Source organism: Flavobacterium luteum (assembly GCF_008806775.1).
Classification (GTDB): domain Bacteria; phylum Bacteroidota; class Bacteroidia; order Flavobacteriales; family Flavobacteriaceae; genus Flavobacterium; species Flavobacterium luteum.
On sequence record NZ_WAEM01000003.1, the window covers coordinates 301,888 to 322,634 of the forward strand.

12 protein-coding genes are annotated in these 20,747 nt (G+C 32.3%); 6 read left to right on the forward strand and 6 right to left on the reverse strand.

Annotated features, from left to right (window positions below; translation table 11 throughout):
* The first annotated feature begins 65 nt into the window (after positions 1–65).
* The 3 genes from F6464_RS08540 to clpX all read left to right on the forward strand — a co-directional run bounded on the left by F6464_RS08540 (position 66) and on the right by clpX (position 3,492).
* A complete protein-coding gene (locus F6464_RS08540; RefSeq protein ID WP_151107386.1) occupies positions 66–1,391 on the forward strand; it encodes a trigger factor in 1,326 nt (441 codons plus the stop codon).
* An 87-nt stretch (positions 1,392–1,478) separates the two neighbouring features.
* On the forward strand, positions 1,479–2,180 hold the full coding sequence (gene clpP, locus F6464_RS08545) for an ATP-dependent Clp endopeptidase proteolytic subunit ClpP (RefSeq protein WP_151107387.1): 702 nt from the start codon (positions 1,479–1,481) through the stop codon (positions 2,178–2,180).
* 79 nt (positions 2,181–2,259) lie between these two features.
* Complete coding sequence (gene clpX, locus F6464_RS08550) at positions 2,260–3,492, forward strand: ATP-dependent Clp protease ATP-binding subunit ClpX (protein ID WP_151107388.1); 1,233 nt, start codon at positions 2,260–2,262, stop codon at positions 3,490–3,492.
* Positions 3,493–3,630: 138 nt separating this feature from the next.
* Here clpX and F6464_RS08555 read toward each other — a convergent pair whose 3' ends face one another.
* Complete coding sequence (locus tag F6464_RS08555) at positions 3,631–8,460, reverse strand: leucine-rich repeat domain-containing protein (protein ID WP_151107389.1); 4,830 nt, start codon at positions 8,458–8,460, stop codon at positions 3,631–3,633.
* Positions 8,461–8,994: 534 nt separating this feature from the next.
* Here F6464_RS08555 and serB point away from each other — a divergent pair.
* Positions 8,995–10,233 carry a phosphoserine phosphatase SerB gene (gene serB, locus F6464_RS08560; protein ID WP_151107499.1) on the forward strand — a complete coding sequence of 413 codons (1,239 nt, stop codon included), beginning with the start codon at positions 8,995–8,997 and terminating at the stop codon, positions 10,231–10,233.
* 35 nt (positions 10,234–10,268) lie between these two features.
* On the opposite strand, the gene F6464_RS14735 is transcribed toward serB, so the two are convergent.
* Both F6464_RS14735 and F6464_RS08565 read right to left on the reverse strand, forming a co-directional pair.
* Positions 10,269–10,400, reverse strand: a complete 132-nt coding sequence (locus F6464_RS14735; RefSeq protein ID WP_262714077.1) for a hypothetical protein — start codon at positions 10,398–10,400, stop codon at positions 10,269–10,271.
* 2 nt (positions 10,401–10,402) lie between these two features.
* Positions 10,403–11,929 carry a GH3 auxin-responsive promoter family protein gene (locus tag F6464_RS08565; RefSeq protein WP_151107390.1) on the reverse strand — a complete coding sequence of 509 codons (1,527 nt, stop codon included), beginning with the start codon at positions 11,927–11,929 and terminating at the stop codon, positions 10,403–10,405.
* Positions 11,930–12,077: 148 nt separating this feature from the next.
* Here F6464_RS08565 and F6464_RS08570 point away from each other — a divergent pair, with 148 nt between their 5' ends.
* Positions 12,078–12,872: a DUF2797 domain-containing protein gene (locus F6464_RS08570; protein ID WP_151107391.1), complete on the forward strand. Its 795-nt coding sequence runs from the start codon at positions 12,078–12,080 to the stop codon at positions 12,870–12,872.
* Between the two features lie 56 nt (positions 12,873–12,928).
* Here the strand turns inward: F6464_RS08570 and F6464_RS08575 are convergent, their stop codons facing one another.
* Both F6464_RS08575 and sppA read right to left on the reverse strand, forming a co-directional pair.
* Positions 12,929–15,502, reverse strand: coding sequence for an AsmA-like C-terminal region-containing protein (locus F6464_RS08575; RefSeq protein ID WP_151107392.1), 2,574 nt, complete (start codon positions 15,500–15,502; stop codon positions 12,929–12,931).
* A gap of 140 nt (positions 15,503–15,642) precedes the next feature.
* Positions 15,643–17,406, reverse strand: a complete 1,764-nt coding sequence (gene sppA, locus F6464_RS08580) for a signal peptide peptidase SppA (protein WP_151107393.1) — start codon at positions 17,404–17,406, stop codon at positions 15,643–15,645.
* A 130-nt stretch (positions 17,407–17,536) separates the two neighbouring features.
* Between sppA and folK the strand changes: the two genes are divergently transcribed.
* Positions 17,537–18,670: a 2-amino-4-hydroxy-6-hydroxymethyldihydropteridine diphosphokinase gene (folK, locus tag F6464_RS08585; protein WP_151107394.1), complete on the forward strand. Its 1,134-nt coding sequence runs from the start codon at positions 17,537–17,539 to the stop codon at positions 18,668–18,670.
* A gap of 3 nt (positions 18,671–18,673) precedes the next feature.
* On the opposite strand, the gene F6464_RS08590 is transcribed toward folK, so the two are convergent.
* A complete protein-coding gene (locus F6464_RS08590; protein WP_151107395.1) occupies positions 18,674–20,746 on the reverse strand; it encodes a T9SS type B sorting domain-containing protein in 2,073 nt (690 codons plus the stop codon).
* Position 20,747: the final 1 nt, after the last annotated feature.

Genomic DNA, 20,747 nt, shown 5'->3' on the forward strand with positions numbered 1-20,747 from the left:
TGGTTGGGTTGCAAAAATGTTCTAATTTTGCGACCCAATTTTATTACGTAAATTAAAGAAGGAAAATGGATATTAAAAGAGTAGCAATTGATAATGTAACCGAAGTAATTGTAATGACAGTTACAAAAATGGAATACCAAGGTCAAGTTAAGAAAAGAATAAACGAAAAAATGCCTTTAGCAACTGTTAAAGGATTTAGAAAAGGAGCAGTTCCTAGAGATCTTGTCGAAAAACAATACGGTCGTGCCATAAAAATTGAAGAGGTTAACAAAGTTGTTGAATTGGCTTTAACTCGTTATATTCAATCAGAAAGATTAAACTTATTAGGAACACCACTTCCTAAAGTTAATGAGAATTTTTCTTGGGATGAAGAAGATTTGGTTTTTGAATACGAAATAGGTTTAGCTCCAGAATTTGATTTGAATTTAGAAGCAGAAAACAACATAATAAAATATGTAATCTCAGCAGACGATAAATTAATTGAAGATCAGGTAATTCGAATTCAAAAACAATTTGGAACACCAATTCCTCAAACTGTTGTCGAAGAATCGCATGATATTTCTGGGATTTTCACTAATGCAGAAAAAGAAATCAATACACCAGCTACATTTTCATTATCTATTTTTAAAGACAAAGTAACTGCAGATAAATTTCTAGGTAAAAAAGTAGGCGACATTGTTACGGTAAATACTAAAGGGTTGTTTGAAGACGATCATCAATTGATGGATGTGCTAAAAGTAAGTCATGATGAAGTTCACGATTTAGCAGTTGATGTCGATTTTATGATCGAAACAATTAACGGAACTGAATTAGCCGAATTGAATCAAGAATTATTCGACAAACTTTTTGGAGAAGGACAAGTGGCTTCATCAGAAGAATTGAAAAATAAAATTAAAGAAGATGCCGAAAAACAGTTTGCTCAACAAGCAGATCAAAAATTAATGGCTGACGTAACTGATTTTTTAATTGAAAACACAAAATTCGATTTGCCAGCTGAATTTTTAAAGAAATGGTTGCAAACTGTTGGAGAAAAAAAATTATCGCCAGCTGAAGCTGAGGTAGAATATGCTAGATCTGAAAAAGGATTGCGTTTTCAGTTAATAGAAGGAAAAGCATTGGCGCAGAGTAATATTCAAATAACTTTCGAAGATTTGAAAGCATTTACTTTTAAAGCTATAAAACAACAAATGGCTCAATATGGTCAAACTAATCCTACCGATCAAGAGGTAGAAAGTATTGTTGCGAGAGTTTTGTCGAAACAAGAAGAAGTAAAAAGATTATCAGATCAGGTTGTTGCTGAGAAAATGTTACAACTTTTTAAAGAGAAAGCGAACGCAAAAACTAAAGAAGTTTCTTACCAAGAATTCATTGCAGCCTCTTACGGAGAGTAGATTTAAAAAAAATTAGTATATTTGAGGGTTGAATACCACATTTTGACAATCGATTTGTTTTTAAAAAAGATAAAAGAATAAAATACTATGAATTACGCTAAAGACCCGAGAGCTGCGCTCGAACAGGCAAAGCAATTTAAAAAATTTGCTACAAAGCACCATGGTGTAAATAACTTGTATTATGATAAATTAGTACATGCAATGACACCAACAGGGATGACTCCCTACATTATTGAGGAACGCCAATTGAATATTTCTCAATTAGATGTTTTTTCGCGATTAATGATGGATAGAATCATTTTTTTAGGAACAGGAATAGACGATCAAATCGCAAATATTGTTCAAGCACAGCTATTGTTTTTAGAAAGTGCTGATGCCACAAAAGACATTCAAATTTATCTTAATTCTCCAGGCGGTAGCGTTTATGCTGGCTTAGGGATTTATGATACCATGCAATACATTAAGCCAGACGTTGCAACAATTTGTACCGGAATGGCAGCTTCTATGGGAGCCGTTTTATTGTGTGCTGGTGCAGCGGGAAAACGTTCGGCATTACCACATTCAAGAGTAATGATTCATCAGCCTTCTGGCGGAGCTCAAGGAGTTGCTACTGATATGGAAATTAATCTTCGTGAAATGTTGAAATTAAAAGATGAATTGTATCAGATAATTTCTCAACATACAGGACAAACTTTTGATAAAGTACATAAAGACAGTGAACGCGATTATTGGATGATTGCTGATGAAGCAAAAGAGTACGGAATGATTGACGAAGTTTTAAGACGATAAATTAAAGTTAGAGGTTAGAAATTAGAGGTACGATTGCGGACTTCTATCTTCCAACTTCCAACTTCTAACAAAAAATAGAATGGCAAAAGAAGTATTAGATTGTTCATTTTGTGGCCGTAAAAAGCCAGAAACCAATCTTTTAATAGCAGGTATAAATGCACATATTTGCGACAAATGTATCGAGCAAGCTCACGGAATTGTTCTTGAGGAATTAAAAACAAACGGTAAATCAAAATTGGTTGCTGATTTGATTTTAAAAAAACCGCAAGAAATCAGAGCTTTCTTAGATCAATATGTTATTGGTCAGGATCAGACTAAAAAAGTTATGGCAGTTGCGGTTTACAATCATTACAAACGTTTAATGCAACAACAATTAAACGACGATGTTGATATTGAAAAAAGCAACATAATCATGGTAGGCCAAACAGGAACAGGCAAAACTTTGGTGGCAAAAACTATTGCAAGAATGTTAGATGTTCCATTAGCAATTGTAGATGCTACTGTATTAACTGAAGCGGGTTATGTAGGAGAAGATGTTGAAAGTATTTTAACTCGTTTGTTACAAGCTGCCGATTATGATGTGCATAAAGCTGAAAGAGGAATTGTATTTATTGACGAAATAGATAAAATTGCTCGTAAAAGCGACAATCCATCTATAACTCGTGATGTTTCAGGAGAAGGAGTACAACAAGCTTTACTTAAATTATTAGAAGGAACTGTTGTAAATGTTCCGCCTAAAGGTGGAAGAAAACATCCAGATCAAAAGTTTGTAGAAGTAAATACTAAAGACATTTTATTTATAGCGGGTGGTGCCTTTGATGGTATAGAACGAATTATTTCTAAACGTTTAAACCGTCAGGCAGTAGGGTACAGTACTTCAAAAAATGTAGATAATATAGATAAGGACAATTTATTGCAATATATTATTCCAAAAGATATTAAAGATTTTGGTTTAATACCTGAAATAATCGGTCGTTTACCAGTATTGACTCATATGGATCCTTTAGATAGAGAAACACTAAGAGCTATTTTAACCGAGCCTAAAAATGCTTTAATCAAACAATACCAAAAGTTATTTGCCATGGATGATGTTGATTTTACCATTACCGATGATGCATTAGATTTTATTGTTGATAAAGCATTAGAATATAAACTTGGAGCTCGAGGACTGCGTTCATTATGTGAAGCAATTTTAACAGATGCGATGTATGAACTTCCTAGTTCTGACGAAAAAATGTTACTAATTGATAAAAATTATACAGAAGACACATTAAATAAAAGCTTATTAAAACGATTGGAAATAGCCTCTTAATTTATAATAACTACATAAAAAAATCCCCTTCGTCAGTATTGTACTGAAGGGGATTTTTTGTTCATTAATGATTTTAATGTGATAAATGATTCGTTAGTTTCCTAAAAACATCCTTTTTTTAGGAGACATTTTCTAAAATTAAAGTTTGTTTTTTATTACTTTGATGATATTTGAAGTATTATTTGATTTCAATTCGACAAAATAAATTCCATCCTTAAAGTTTGACATATCGATTTTGAACGAAAAGTCATTTAAATTTTTAAAATATACTTCTTGTCCAATAGTGTTAAATATTTTTATGCTTGTTAATTTAAGACCATAAGATAAATTCAAATTATCCTGAACTGGATTAGGATAGTAATGGTAAGTACTAGAATCAAAACTATCAATACCTAATGTAACAGTAATCGTAACAGCTAAACTGTTCATGCTAGAACAACCTTCCAATGTTTGAGTGGCATAATATGTTGTTGCATTTATTAATTGAGTTGTTGTTTCTAATGGGTTTACACCTGAAATGGCATCAGATGATGAAGCATACCAAAGTATATTTGTTCCAACAATTACTATATCTGCTATAGTTTTTCCAATTTCAAAGGTTTGTGCAACTGATCCTGATGGCGCAGCCGTTGTTTTGATTGTTGCATTAACAGCTAATCGTGAAACGCTTTCACAAGAATTTAAAGTTTGACTTGCATAATATGTTGTGCCGTCAACTAAAGCTGTATTGGTGGTAACAGCAGTGCCAGAAGTTGCAGAATCATACCATTTTATAGTAGTTCCTGTGGCAACTAAATCAGCTATTTTCCCTGAGTTGCAGAATGTTTGTGTTGCAGTTCCTGTAGGTGCAGCAGTTATGTTAATCACTGCTTTTACAGCTAATCGTGAAACACTCTCACAAGAATTTAAAGTTTGGCTTGCATAGTACGTCGTATTATCAGTTAAATTTGTTGTCGTTGCTAAAGCGGTTCCTAAAGTTGGAGTAGCATACCATTTTACGGCAGTTCCTGAGGCAACTAAATCAGATACTTTCCCTGAATTACAAAATGCTTGTGTAGCTGTTCCTGTAGGTACAGACGTTACATTAATTAGCGTTTTTACAGCTAAACGGGAGGCACTTTCACAAGAATTTAAAGTTTGGCTTACATAATATGTCGTATTATTCACTAAATCTGTAGTGTTGGCCAAAGCAGTACCTAAAGTTGCAGTAGCATACCATTTTACGGCAGTTCCTGTGACAAATAAATCAGCTATTTTTCCAGTATTGCAAAATGCTTGTGTTGTAGTTCCAGTAGGTATTGGAGTTGTATTAACAATCACTTTTACTGCTAAACGTTGGCTTTCACAAGAATTTAAAGTTTGACTTGCGTAATAAGTCGAGTTGTCAACTAAATCTGTTGTAGAGACAAGAGCAGTTCCTAAAGTTGCGCTAGCATACCATTTTACGGCAGTTCCTGTTACAACTAAATTAGATATTTTTGCAGTATTACAGAATGTTTGTGTTGCAGTTCCAGTTGGAATAGCAGTTACGATGACAGTTGCTTTTACCGCTAAACGTGAGGTGCCTTCACAAGAATTTAAAGTTTGACTAGCATAGTACGTTGTTCCATCGACTAAATCTGTAGTGGCAGCTAGAGGAGTACCTAAAGTAGCACTTGCATACCATTTTATAGCAGCACCAGTGGCGACAAGATTAGATACTTTTGCAGCAGAATTGCATAATGTCTGAGTAGCAGAACCAGTTGGAGCTGGAGAAAATGCAGGGATAATACTATTATCCCAACTTCCAGATATTACGTCTCCCGAATCTTTACAAATACTTGATAACGAAGTATTATCAGTTGCATAAAGAGTTACTGAATTGGTTAAACTATTTCTTAAATCGATTCCTGTAATAGAATTGAAATTACAAACAATATATGTAAGTTTAGAATTAGTTGTAAAATCTAATTGTGTTAATTTATTATCCGTACAACTTATATTTTCTAATGCCGTTAATCCCGTAACATTTATCGAGGTTAATAAGTTAAAATTACAGGTTAATGTGTTTAATTTTGTTAAACCAGTTGCATCAAAAGTGACTAGTTTATTATTTGAGAAATCTAATGTTGTTAAAAGTGTTAACCCTGTCGTTTTTAATGTAGTCAGCGCATTATTATTACAAGTTAAGCTAGTTAACTTTGTTAATTCTGATACGTCTAAGGACGTAATGAGCGGATTATGAGTTACACTTAATGAGGATAATTGAATGCAACCTATAAGGTCTAATGTGGTTAATAAATCGTTGTTATTTAAAGTTGCAGAAGTTAACCCTGTACAATTTGACAAATCCAAAGAAGTAAGAGTAGTTTTTATCTGGCTGGAGTCATAATAAGTTATTGCTTTACAGCCTGATATATTTAAATTTTTTATAGGATCGCTATTGTTGTAACTATATGGGTCATAGTAATAAAGAGTTGTTATGCTAAGGCATCCAGAAGCATTAATGTCGGAAAGTGTAGGGTTGTTATAACAATACAAATAAACTAATTTGGTTAATCCCGAAACATTAAGAGAAGTTAGCTGGTTATCCACACAATTCAAACTGCTTAATAAACTTAGACCTGTTATATTTAAAGAGGTCAATTTATTTGAATTACAAGTTAACGTAGTTAATTTAGTAAATGTAGTTGCATCAAAAGTAGTCAGTTTATTATTTGAAAAATCCAAAGTTGTTAAATTAATCAAACCAGTCATTTTTAAGGAAGCTGTAGTTAAAGCATTATTGTTACAAGCTAAACTGGTTATTTTTGCCAATCCCGTCAAATCTAAGGAGGTAAGAAGGGGATTATTAGTCACACTAAAAGTATTTAATAAAGAACAACCGCTTACGTTCAAAGTGGTTAACAAGTCATTGCTGTTTAAAGTCAGATAGGTTAGCGCGGTACAATTAGACAAATCCAAAGAAATAAGTGTAGTTTTTATCTGGCTGGAATCATAGGAAGTCAAGGCTTTACATCCAGATAAATTTAAATTTTTTATAGGATTGCTAATGTTGTAGGAGTAGGGGTTGTAATAGTAAAGAGTTGTCAAAGCAAGACAGCCTGAAGCATTTATGTCGGTTAGGCTATCATTGTTGTAACAATACAAATAAACTAATTTGGTTAAGCCCGAAACATTTATTGAAGTCAGTAGGTTGTCATCACAATTAATATTGCTTAATAAAGTCAACCCCGATACATTTAAAGAGGTTAATTTATTTAAATTACAGATTAAAGAGGTTAATTTAGTAAAAGTTGATGCGTCAAAAGTGCTCAGTAGATTATTAGAAAAATCCAAAGTTGACAAAAGCGTTAAACCTGTCATTTTTAAGGTAGTTGTGGTTAACGCATTATCATTACAGGCAAGACTAGTTAACTTGGATAATCCAGACACATCTAAGGACGTAAGAAGCGGATTATGAGTCACACTTAATGTAGTTAATAATGAGCAACCACTTACACTTAATGTGTTTAATAGGTCATTGTTATTTAAAACTATTGAGATTAGTCCTGTACAATTAGATAAATCTAAAGTAGTAAGCGTAGTTTTTATAATACTGGAATCATAATAAGTTATTGCTTTACAGCCTGATAAATTTAATTTTTTTATAGGATCACTAATGTTGTAGGCGTAAGGGTTGTAGTAGTAAAGAGTTGTTAAGGCAATACATCCAGAAGCATTTATGTCGCTTAGGCTGTCGTTATTATAACAATACAGATAAACTAATTTAGTTAAGCCAGAAACATTAATTGAACTCAGCAGGTTATCATTACAATTCAAACTGCTCAATGAATTTAAGCCAGAAACATTGATTGAAGTCAGTAAGTTATTGCTACAATCTAAACTGCTCAATAAAGTTAAGCCTGTTACATTTAAAGAGGTCAATTTATTAAAATTACAGGTTAATGTGGTTAATTTTGTTAAGCCTGTTGCATCAAAAGAGGCTAGTTGATTATTTGAAAAATTTAAAGTGGTTAAATTTATTAAACCTGTGGTATCAAATGTAGCTGTGGTTAAAGCATTGTTGTTACAGGATAAACTGTTTAATTTCGTCAAACCTGAGACATCGAGGGAAGTAAGAAGCGGATTGTTGGCCACACTTAATGAATTTAATAGGGTACAACCACTTACATCTAATGTGGTCAATAGGTCATTGGCATTAATAATAGCAGAGGTTAACCCTGTGCAATTTGATAAATTCAAAGAGACAAGTGTGGTTTTTATCTGGCTAGAGTCATAATAACTTATTGCTTTACAGCCTGATAAATTTAAATTTTTTATAGGATCACTATTGTTATAATTGTAGGGGTCGTAGTCGTAAAGAGTTGTTAATGCTATACAGCCTGAAGCGTCTATGTCGTTTAGACCATAGTTGTTGTAACAATATAAATAAACTAATTTAGTTAAGCCGGAAACATCAAGAGAAGTCAGCAGGTTATCGTTACAATTCAAAGTACTTAATAAAGTTAAACCAGTTATGTTTAAAGAGGGCAATTTGTTAAAATTACAAGTTAATGTTGATAATTTCGTTAACCCTGTTGCATCAAAAGAGGTAAGTTGATTATTTGAAAAATCTAAAGAGGTTAAATTTAATAATCCAGTTAATGTTAGTGTTGTAAGTGAATTGTTATTACATGATAATGTAGTTAATTTTGTTAATCCTGAAACATCAAGGCTTGCTAGTTGGTTAGTATCAACGTACAATGTTGTTAGGTTAGAAAAGCTTTTAATTCCTGTTAAATTCACTATCGATTTAGATTTTAAATTTAAATAGGTAGGAACTAATGCTTCACCAGCCTGTATTTGTCCGTCAGTATTAGTGTCCACGCCTAGGGTAATCAAAGCTGCCTTAAAATTGGCATCTGGAATGGTGACTACTTGCGCTATTATAGTGCCAGAAAATAAAATAAATAAAGCACTAAAAAACGATAATTTAGAATACTTCATGATTTCTAATATTTTAATTTCCTACTCGTAAGGCTTTTCGGTTCCGCCCCGTTTATTAAAGTGGTTTCTGGTTTCCACTTGTGGAATATTTAAAAAATTTTTAAAATATTTATATTTTTCTTCTTTCATAAACTAATAGTTGTTAAAATTATTAAAATCGATTACTTAAAGTTAGTTAAAATTTATCTAGAAAACAAAAAACAGCAGAGTTAATTTGCTGTTAAATAGGTTATTATATTAATTAAATATTGAACAAGCTCGAGGATTAAATTCTTTATAATACTATTTATATAAATAAGGGACGTCAAGAAAAATCTATTGAAACGTTTAGAAATCGCTTCATAAATTTTTTTTTTAAAAAATAAAAACCTGTTTAAAGATTTGATCAGGTTTTTTTGGTTAAAAGAAATCTAATCTAGATCTTCGGATGAGAAAGTAAGGTTTCATTTTCTCTTTATGAAAAAACACAAGATATTCTTTTTTATAAGCAATAGATTGTCGATTTTTGCCCATCACAAATCAATTTATATAGAAATGGCAATAGAAGATAAAGAAATTATTTTATTAAAAGTTTCTGGTCAGGACAAGCCAGGTGTAACTGCTGGTTTAACATCCATATTGGCGACTTATGATGCTATTATTTTAGACATTGGTCAAGCCGATATTCACGACACACTATCTTTGGGTATTTTATTTGAAGTAAAAGCAGGATCTAGTTCAGCTGCTGTTTTAAAAGATTTACTTTTCAAAGCTTATGAATTAGGCATCAAGGTTAATTTTATCCCTATCACAATTCCTGATTACGAAATTTGGGTAAAAGGACAACGGAAACAACGTTATATTATCAATATTTTAGGAGAAAAGCTGACTGCAGTTCAATTAGCTGCGGTGACAAAAATTATGTCTGACCAAAATTTGAATATTGATTCTATCATACGATTAACAGGAAGAACTTCTGTAGTTGACATTGAAGAGTATCCACGTTGCTGCATTCAATTATCCGTAACGGGTAATGTAATTGATAAAACAGCTATAAATGCAAGTTTTATGCAAATTTCGGGAGATTTGGATGTCGACATTGCCTTTCAAGAGGACAATATGTATAGAAGAAACAGACGATTAGTTTGTTTTGATATGGATTCAACATTAATCCAAACTGAAGTAATAGACGAACTTGCTGAATTAGCAGGAGTAGGGGAGCAAGTACGTGCAATTACTGAATCGGCGATGAACGGCGAAATAGATTTTAGCGAAAGCTTTAAGAAAAGAATGGCTTTGCTAGAAGGATTGAGCGAAGATGTATTGCAAAATGTTGCTAAAAACTTGCCTATAACTAAAGGAGCACATCGCTTAATGAAAGCCTTAAAATATTACGGATACAAAACCGCCATTTTATCAGGAGGATTTACCTATTTTGGAGAGTTTTTACAAAAAGAGTTGGGAATAGATTACGTGTATGCCAATCAATTGGAAATTGTTGATGGTAAACTGACCGGAAAGTATTTAGGAGAAATCGTTGATGGTCAGAAAAAAGCCGAATATCTAAAAGCCATTGCAGAACGAGAAGGAATACACATCAATCAAACTATTGCAGTTGGTGACGGAGCAAATGATTTACCCATGTTAAATTTGGCAGGATTAGGAATTGCTTTTCATGCTAAACCAAAGGTAAAAGAAAATGCATCTACATCAATTTCTAGTTTAGGGCTTGACGGTATTTTATATTTACTAGGGTATCATGACCGACATATTGATATGATGCAAGAAGACTAAATTTAAGAACTGTAATAAAAGAAGAAGGCTGGTTTTTAAGAAATTGTTTTTGAGTGCGATTTAATTGTAATTTCTACACATCTTTTGCCCCCACTTCCACCACATACTTTTCTTGGCGCACAAGAAGTCACAAGAATTAGAGTAATAATTAAATGAAGCATTTTCATTTTTAACGATTTAAGATTAATTGCATCTGTTTCAATTGTTCTAAATAATCTCTTTGGTTGGACAGCCTCGGGATTTTATGTTGGCCGCCTAATTTGTCTTGTTGTTTGAGCCAGTCATAAAATAAGTTGGGTCTTGCGATGTTCAAAACCAATGGGTTTAAAGTCATGTTATTATACCTTTTTGCTTCGTAATCGGAATTTAAAGATTGCAAATTTTCATCTAGAATTTTTTGAAAAGCAACAGGATTATCAGGGTTTTTCTTAAATTCAATCATCCATTCATGGCTACCTTTGTTTTTGTCTTTCATAAAGATAGGAGCAACGGTATAATCCACTATTTCGGTTTGTGTCATCTGACAGGTTTTTGCAATGGCTCTGTCGGTATTTTCGACCATCAACTCTTCTCCAAAAACATTGATATGATGTTTTGTTCGCCCTGTTACACGAATTTTATACGGATTTAATGAGGTAAATCGAACGGTGTCTCCCACCAAATATCTCCATAGTCCACCGTTTGTAGTAATAACTATAGCATAATTTTTATGTAATTCTACATCAGATAATCGGATGGCTTTTTTATTTGGAGTATCAAAAACATCCATTGGAATAAATTCATAAAATATGCCGTAATCTAACATTAACAGTAAGTCACTAGAGTTATTCAAGTCCTGAATGGCGAAAAATCCTTCAGAAGCATTGTATATTTCGTAATATTTAAAATCTGAATTGGGTAATATTTTTTTGTATTGATCACGATAGGGATCAAAACTTACGCCTCCATGAAAATACACTTCTAAGTTAGGCCAAATTTCAAATAAATCTTCGTCGCCTGTTTCTTCTAAAATCTTATTCATTAATACTAACATCCAGGAGGGAACTCCAGCAAAACTGGTTACATTCTCGTTTTTTGTCTCGTTAATAATGGCTGCAATTTTACTCTCCCATTCGCTCATTAATGAAACTCTATTGCTTGGAGTGCTACTAAACTCTGCCCAAATTGGCATATTCTCTATTAAAATTGCAGATAAATCTCCAAAAAAAGAATTGTTATTTTCATAAATCTGTGAGCTTCCTCCTAATCGTAAACTTTTACCAAGAAACAATTCGGAATTTTCATTATTATTCAAATACATACACAATAAATCCTTACTTCCTTTGTAATGGCAATCTTCTAAAGCCTCATTGCTTACAGGAATAAATTTGCTTTTTGCATTGGTAGTTCCGCTCGATTTGGCAAACCATTTTATTGGAGTGCTCCAAAGTATGTTTTGCTCGCCTTTTCGGGTTTGCTCAATTAAAGGTTCTAAATCTTCATAGGTTGAAATAGGAACTCGATCCGTAAATGTTTGATATGATTTTATAGAATCAAAATCATAATTTTTACCAATAACAGTATTTTCTGAAGAGCGAATGAGGTTCATCAGCAATTCCTCTTGCACTTCATTAGGATATTTTAAAAACAACTCAATTTGATGAATCCGTTGTTTTAAAACCCACGAAGCAATAGAATTGATTATTGGTAATGGCATTATTAGTAGGGATTTTAGATTTACGATTTAGGATTTGAAAAATTCAATTGCAAATCCATAACTTTACAACATATTCAAAAATAGCAAAATTTTACAATATTCTAACGATTTAGTTCTAAAATCCTAAATCTAAAATCCTAAATTGATAATGACTTACGAAGGCGTACTCACTAAAATGCAAACGGAATTTGGTAATCCAATTCAATATTATTTGGTTTTTGAGAATAGTTTTCTGAATATGAATCAATTATTAAATAAAGAAATCACCATTAAATTTGAAGGGTTTCAATGTTTGAATTGTGGCAAAAAGAAGAAAATTTTCCGACAAGGATTTTGTTACGATTGTTTTTATTCTAGCCCAGCAGTAGGCGATTGGATTATGAAACCCGAATTAAGCACAGCTCATTTGGGAATTGCCGATAGAGATTTAGTTTATGAATCGAAAGTGCAATTACAGCCACATATTGTTTATTTGGCTTTGTCTAGCGAGGTGAAAGTTGGCGTAACGAGAAAAACACAAGTTCCTACTCGCTGGATAGATCAAGGAGCCGAAAAAGCATTGTCGATTGTAGAAGTTCCTAATCGCTATTTAGCAGGAATAACAGAGGTTGCGTTAAAAAATCATTTTGCAGATAAAACCAATTGGCGAAAGATGCTTACTAACGATATTGCTTCAACTGATTTGATTGAAGAAAAATTAAAATTGCAAAAGTTGCTTCCTAAAGAAGTGCACGATTTTTTCTATTCAGATAAAAATGATTTGTATGAAATGCATTATCCTGTTTTAGAATATCCAAAAAAAATAAATAGTTTAAGTTTAGATAAAACCCCAATTTTTAAAGGAGTTTTGATTGGAATAAAAGGGCAGTATCTTATTTTTAATGATGGAACAGTATTCAATATTAGAAGCTCTGAAGGGTATATTGTTAGTTTGAGTTTATAAAAAACAAAACCCTTTTGCATTTATAATGCAAAAGGGTTTCATAAACAAAAAGTATCTTACTCTTTTTTCTTTTTTCCAAACAAACCATTCAATAATTCGCCAGCTTTAGCTTTTACATCTTTTTTGATATCAGTTTTAGTGGTGTCGCTTTTAGGTTTTGTAGCATTGGTAATGATGCTGCTTATGGTTTCTTTACCTTTAGCAACCGCTTTTTCTTTTTGTTGTTTTACCAATTGATTGGTCAAATTGGTTATAGCGCTTTTCATATCAGTAGTAACTTTTGGGTTTTTAAAATTACCGGTAATCAAAGCATTTATAGGAACGTTTTCTATTTTTTTTGCATCTGCAGGAGTTAATCTAGCAATAAGATTATTGGCTTCAGTTCCTAAATATTTTGCTGGAACATCAAACTTTAAGTTGTAATTCATGATTTGGTCAAAACCGTGTTGCCCACCTACATTTACCTTTATATCTTGGTATTTTATATCAAAAGGTTTTACATTCACTTTTCCGTCTTTAAAGGTTAGAGCCGCTTTGACATCTTTTAAATTCAGGTTTTTTAAATCAAAAAATTTTAAATTTTCATTTAGTTTAGTTAAAAGTTCAGAATTATTAGGATTGACAGTTGTAGATAATAATTGCCCTAACAAATCCCCTGAAATTGAATTTAAATTTGGTGTCATTTCTTTATCATCTAAATTTCCTGAAAGTTTTATAGTCGAATTCAGTTTTCCGCTAATAACTCCTGCAATGGGAGCAATCTTTTTTAGCATTTCAAGTTGTGTGAATGTTTGTTGAATGTCCACTGCATTCATTCCTAACTTCATATTAAAAAACGGCACTTTTTCTTTTGTAGAAACATCACCATTAAAAGCAATTTGTCCTCCAAAAACGGAAGTTTTCACGTTGTCTAATGTTACTTTTTGGTCTTTTATAATCAATTTTCCTGAAACGTCTTTTAAGGTTAGATTGTCATACAGAACAGTATTTGCTTTTGCCGTTAAGGAACAATTTAGGAACGCTGGGATTTTTACTGCTTCTTTAGGTTTTTCATTTACTTTAGGAACTTCTGTTGTGATAAAATCGCCAACAGCAAATTGGTTGGATTGCAAATTGAAGTTTCCTTTTAACTCTTGTTTTTTAAACATAAATCCGTAAAAATTTTCAAGAATTCCGTTTACTTTCATGTCGGTTTTTCCAGTGGTTAAATCCAATTCCTGCAAATTGATTTTGGTGTTGGTAAACTGAACTACAGCTTTATTAATATTCATGGCCTTATTAGCTTCATCCACATATTTAAATCCTGTTAAGGTCATGTTTCCAGAATTTTGCATTTTTTCATATTGATTGGTTTCAACAGATTTCATGTCAAATTTTGTTACGACATCAGCCTTTAAAATCCCAGAAAGCGGAACAGTTAGTTTAACGGGATAGGCTTTAGAAACATTAGATAAGTTAATTGTTCCTTTTAATTCGGCATTCACTAAAGGATTTTCGGAGATGTTTCTAATATTTGCTTTAGCGTTAAAAACGTCTTGATCTATTTTAAAGGAAAGTTTGTCTAAATTAACATAAGTATCATTTAATAATCCTGTCTCATTGATGATTTTGGTGTCAATTACAATGTTTTGAACTGATTTTGGTAAGTTAGGATAATGAAATGAAGCATTGTTTGAAGTAATGGCTAGATTGAATTTTGGAACCGTTTTATCCGAATACAAACCTTTAGCAAAACCAGCAATCGCGAAATCCCCAGTAGTTTTCACGTCTTTTAAACTGCCAGAAAAAGCGGATGGAATTAGGCCCAAAAAGTTCTGAAAACTAGAAGTAGGCGTTTTGAATTTTAAATCATATTCCTGACCGTTTTCTACCATTTGAATAAACCCGTCAAACTCTAATGGCAATTGATTGATAAGCGCTTTGTTTTCTTTAAAAGTGTATTTACTCTTATCTAAATCAATACCTAAAACAGCATCTAAAGTTACTGGGACACGATTCATATAATTGATTTTGTCCATAAATAAGGAAACACTTGCAGTTGATTTTGTAACCAAATCGAGTTTTGAAGCTGCAAAATCCCCCGATCCAGAATGGTTTAAACTGTCTATTGTCATTTTTATTTTAGAGCTTTCATCAAAATATTTAAATCTTAAATTTTCTACTTTATATTCTTTAATTTTTAATGCTAATGGACTGCTTTCGCCTCCTTCTTTTTTATTTTTATCTTTTAAAGCAATGTCAAAATTTCCAACTCCATCTTTGTTGAAAATAATATTTATTAAACCATTTTCAGTTGAAATGGCTTCAATATTCATTGATTCTTCCTTGCCTTTAAACAATTCTTTTATAGACATTTTTAAATTCAGTTCGCCTAAAGAAATTAAGGTGTCTCCCTCAAAAGGAGCTTTGTTGATAATTAATAATTTGTCAATAGAAACATTTGCTTGCGGAAAACTCTTGAACAAACTCAAATCAGCATCTGCAAAAGATACTTTAGCGTCTACTTTCTCATTTATAGCTTCTGTTATTTTTGCTTTGATTTGGTCTTTAAAAAAATAAGGAATTGCAAATAAAGAAGCGACTAGTAAAAGAATAATAATTCCAGTAATTTTTAATATTTTCTTAATCATGATGATGTTTGATTTAGTTCATAATTTGTATTACAAAAATAGCATTTACTAGGTTAGCTCATTGTAATGTTTTCTTAAAATAACAAATCCGTTTAAGAAATTACTTAAACGGATTTATTGTAAGTTGAGACTATTTTATTTTATCGAATGGTCATTTCAAAAGGCATCGAAGCTTGAACGCCTCTTTTAGCTTGAACTTTTCTGATTTGTTCAATGACTTTATAGTTTTCTTCACCAACTTCTTCTTTGATAAAACTTTCTTTGGTTTTCATAAAAGGAACTCCAAGTTTACCTAATAAGTCTTCGAAGCTTTTGTTGTATTCTGGAAAATTTTGTGTTTTGTATTCCTTTGTTTTTACTAAATCGGCTGCAAACTTTATAGCATCATCCATACCTCCAATTTTATCAACCAAACCAATTTTTAGCGCGTCTGCTCCAGTCCAAACTCTGCCTTGAGCAATGCTATCTACTTGAGCAAAAGTCATTTTTCGACCTTTAGCAACACGATTTACAAAAGTGCTGTATATTGTTTCAACACTTTCTTGAACAAAAGCACGGTAGTTATCGTCTAGTGGTTTAAAAATGCTATAGCCAGCAGCGTTTTCATTTGTACTAACTTGCTCTACATTTATTCCTAAGTTTGATGTTACTTTAGTCAAATTTGGCAATATCCCAAAAACACCAATAGAACCTGTGATAGTATTTTTTTCGGCAAAAATGGTATTAGCATTACAAGCAATATAATACCCACCTGAAGCTGCTAAATTACCCATTGAGACTACAACGGGTTTTACTTTTTTAGTTAATTCTAGTTCTCGCCAAATCAAATCAGAAGTTAAGGCACTACCTCCCGGAGAATCAATACGCAAAACAATAGCCTTAATGTTTTTGTCTTTTCTGGCGTCTTGTAAAGCTCTTCTCATCGAACCTTCTCCCACTAGGTTTACATCACCTTCTCCACTTCCAATTTCGCCTTGAGCATAAATGATGGCAATTTTATCTTTTGCAGAATTGTCTTTTGTTGTAGTTGCTACATTTTTAGCATACTCCAAAATAGAAACGGTATTGTAATCTTCCTCTTTTTCTACTTTCAATACTTTTCTAATAGCATCATGATACACATCTTCATAAGCAATAACATCTACCATCTTTGTTGATTTTGCCATAGCTGGAGTTCTCGCTAAAAGCCCATCTGCAATCTGGTTTAGCTTGGTAACAGGGATATTTCTACTTTTAGAAATGTCTAAAAGCGTACTGTTCCAAAGCGAATTCAATAGCGTTGACATTTGTTCTCTATTAGCATCGCTCATTTTGTTTTCTAAGAAAGGCTCTACTGCACTTTTGAATTTTCCGTGTCGGATAACCTCCATTTTAATGCCATATTTTTCTTGAAAATCTTTAAAAAACATGATTTCAGATGACAACCCCTTAAATTCCATTTCTCCAACAGGATTCAAATAAATGGTATTGGCAACAGAGTTTAAATAATATTCTTTTTGGCTATAGTTATTAGCATAGGCCATAACGAACTTTCCTGATTTTTTAAAGTCATTTAGTGCTTTTCGTACCGCTTTAATTTGAGCCATTCCTAGACTTGAATTATCATTTAAAATAGAAATACCTTTAATGTTTTCGTCTGTTTTTGCAGCATTAATAGCATTAATAACATCCGATAATCCATCGTGTTTGGTTTCGTAATAATCAAATTCTTCAAAATTAAATTTTCCAGCATAATCAGTTTTAACTTCTGATAAATCCAATTCGATTACAGAATTCTTTTTAACATCGCTAGTTTCACCATCACCACCAAATATGGTGGCTACAAATAGCATCCCGAAGAAAAGAATCATAAAAAAGACAAATAAACCAACTACTGTGGCCAATACATTTCCTAAAAATTTCATAATCTTATTTTTTTTCTTTATTAGTTTTAAAAAGTTTAAAATTGTTACAAATTGTGTATTAAATAAATTTATTAACACTTGGTACAAATATACTTTATTCTAAAATTCTTTTAGTTAATTTGTGTTTTATATGGATAATCAAAATCAAGTAGTTTTAGCATTAGGCAGTAATCAAGGGAATCGATTAGAAACGATTCAGTCAGCTATAGAATCTATTCATAATGAAGTAGGTACAGTTATTAAAGTTTCTAAGTTATACGAAACTCCTGCTTGGGGTTTTGATAGCGCGCCATTTTATAACTGTGCTCTAGTAGTGCATTCGCCCCTTTCAGCCGAGGCACTATTAGCAAAAGTTTTAGCATTAGAATTAAAATTAGGAAGAATACGGGCATCAGATGACGGATATCAAGCAAGGGTTATAGATATTGATGTTATTGCTTTTAATGAAGATGTTATTGCTTCAGAAAAACTTAAAGTGCCGCATCCCTTAATGCAAGAGCGTATGTTTGTATTGTTACCCATGCGAGATTTAAATTTAGATTGGCGACACCCAATACTGCAAAAATATTTACCAGAATTGTTAAAAGCTTCCGAAGATAAAAGCAATTGCAAGGTCGTTCAAACTTTAGGGTTCCCTTTACAAAAAATTCCTTTGCAAAAATTCAATTACATCGCTATAGAAGGAAATATTGGTGCTGGAAAAACGACATTAGTATCAAAAATTGCTCAGGATTTTAATGCAAAAACAGTTTTGGAGCGCTTTGCAGATAACCCTTTTTTGCCGAAATTTTATGAAGATCAAAATCGATATGCATTTCCTCTTGAGATGTCATTTTTGGCCGATCGGTTCCAGCAAATTTCTGATGATTTAGCACAGTTTGATTTGTTCAAGGACTTTATAATTGCTGACTATCATATTTTTAAATCCTTGATTTTTGCAAAAGTTACACTTTCAGATGATGAATATAGATTGTATAGAAAACTCTTTGAGATTATTTATAAAGAAATGCCAAAGCCCGATTTGTATATTTATTTGTATCAAAACACCGAACGGTTGTTAGAAAATATCAAGCAAAGAGGCAGAAGTTACGAGCAAGAAATTCCTGCAGAGTACCTGGATAAAATAAATTGGGGTTATCTAGATTATATTAAATCTCAAAGCGATTTAAACATCTTAATTATAGATGTTTCCGATAGGGATTTTATTAAAAACCAACAAGATTATGCATTTATATTAGAGGAAATTAGAAAGAAAACAATTTGATTTTTATCTTTTTAAAGAAAAATGTCCTTTCTTAATCGGAATACTTTCATCAATTTTTGCAACATACCAATAATCGTCTGATGGTAAAGTCTTTCCATTCAATGTGCCGTCCCATTGTTTATTTGTTATATTTAGTTGAGTAATCAGTTTTCCGTATCTGTTGAATATGTCAATTTTAAATGTATGATACACTTCAATGTTTTTAACAGTCCAAAAATCATTAAAGCCATCATTATTTGGCGTGAAAAATTTAGGTATTGAAATGATTACAAAACGTTGTGAGTCCTTGCCACATTTGTTTTTATCTCTAACATATGCTGTGTAAAGGCCTCCTTTTTCAAAATTAAAAATAGGCGAGTCTTGATAGTTTTTTCCATCAATTGAATATTCAAAATCTCCAATGCCATTTGTAACTATTAGTGCATTAAATTCTGTTACAATTATCTCAGTTATTTTTGGTACAGTATTCTCAACAATAGTAATGTTCTTAGTTTTAGAGCAGTTTTCGGGAGAAGGGGAAGTCACAATTACAGAATAGTTTTTTGATCCATTTGTAAATATAGTTTGTGTTTTTTCTCCAGTTGACCAAAGATAGTTCATGTTGGCAACTCCAGCAGTTATAGGAATCGATTTGCCTTGACAGATAATAATTTCTTCATCTGAAACATTAGGCAATGGATGAATAGTTATGTCTATAGGAGTTCTTTTTAAACTACTACAGCCTCTGTCTACAGCTTCTGCATAATAAGTACCGCTTTGTTTGATAGTAGGAATCGTAACTTTTGCTCCAGTTGCTTCAATCTTAGTGCTAGTCATACTGCTGTACCAATTTACAGTTCCTGCACTTGCATCAGCTTCCAGATTAACATCGCTTGCGCCACACAAAGTAATAGGATTGTTTAAAGATGTAATAGTGGGAATAGCTATTACATCTATTGAAAAAGGTATTCTTTCAGGACAACCAAAGTCATAATAATAGGTAGTTTTTTGAGTGAGTATTGGAGTTGTAAAAGTATTTCCTGTAGCAATCTTTACAATTCCAGTTGCATCTGTATACCAATCTAAAACTCCTTCTGGAAAGTTAAATGTTGTTGTTAGGGCTGTTTGAGAGCAAATAACCTCATCTGCTTTCAGTGATGGTTTAGCTTGCATGGTAATAGAAGTAGTTGTCGAAATTTCTATAATTGGATCACCAGGCATACCTCCATATTCAACTATATATCCTTTAGGTTGATAAGAACCGCTTGTTTCTCCTGCCTCAGGCAAATCATTCCATGAGCCTTGAATTCCAACTCCGGGTGCTGTAATATGAGCAAAATTTTCGGGTATTCCTCCATATTGATTGGGTTCATTAGTGTTCCAAAAAGCAAAATTTGGGGTTGATCCATTAACTAAACCATTCCAAAATACAGTGCCTTTCTCTGGACCTGTTACCCATTTCCATACGCTTTCATTTCCTTCATCTGAACCTCCAATCCAGCCAGTTCCTGCAGCTTGTTTTCCTACAAATATTGCTTCATCAGTACTAGTAATTGTCGTTAAATACCCTTTAAGACCATAATAGGTACTTGCTTCTGCTGCTACTTTAGCATCATTCCATCGAATTCCTAGATTTGAAATAAATAGATAGTAATGATCTGTAGATGGAAGATAGTTTGCATCACCAATATTTATTGAAAAAGTCCTGCTTCCTGTTTGAGATGAAGAGGAAGTATAAAATTCAACTTCTTTTATTGCTGTAATAAAATCTATATAAGGAATTATAATACCAGTCGGGCTATATAGTTTTAGTTTACCTGTTGAAGTATTCCAATCGGAGGTAATTGTTGTGTGAGATCCAGAAAGTTTTAATTCATCTTCTCCAAAAATGTAGCCAGAAGATATTTGTATGTAGAATGCATCAGTTCCAGTATCATCAGGATCAACTATGGTAATGTCTGTTACAATTTTTTGATTTGCTTTTGGACAATATTTTTGATTGCCTGTTGCCCTAACAATTGGCGCAACATTGGCATTGCTATCATTAGTAATGAAAAAAACTATTGCAAAAAGTATAACTGAAATACATTTTTTCATT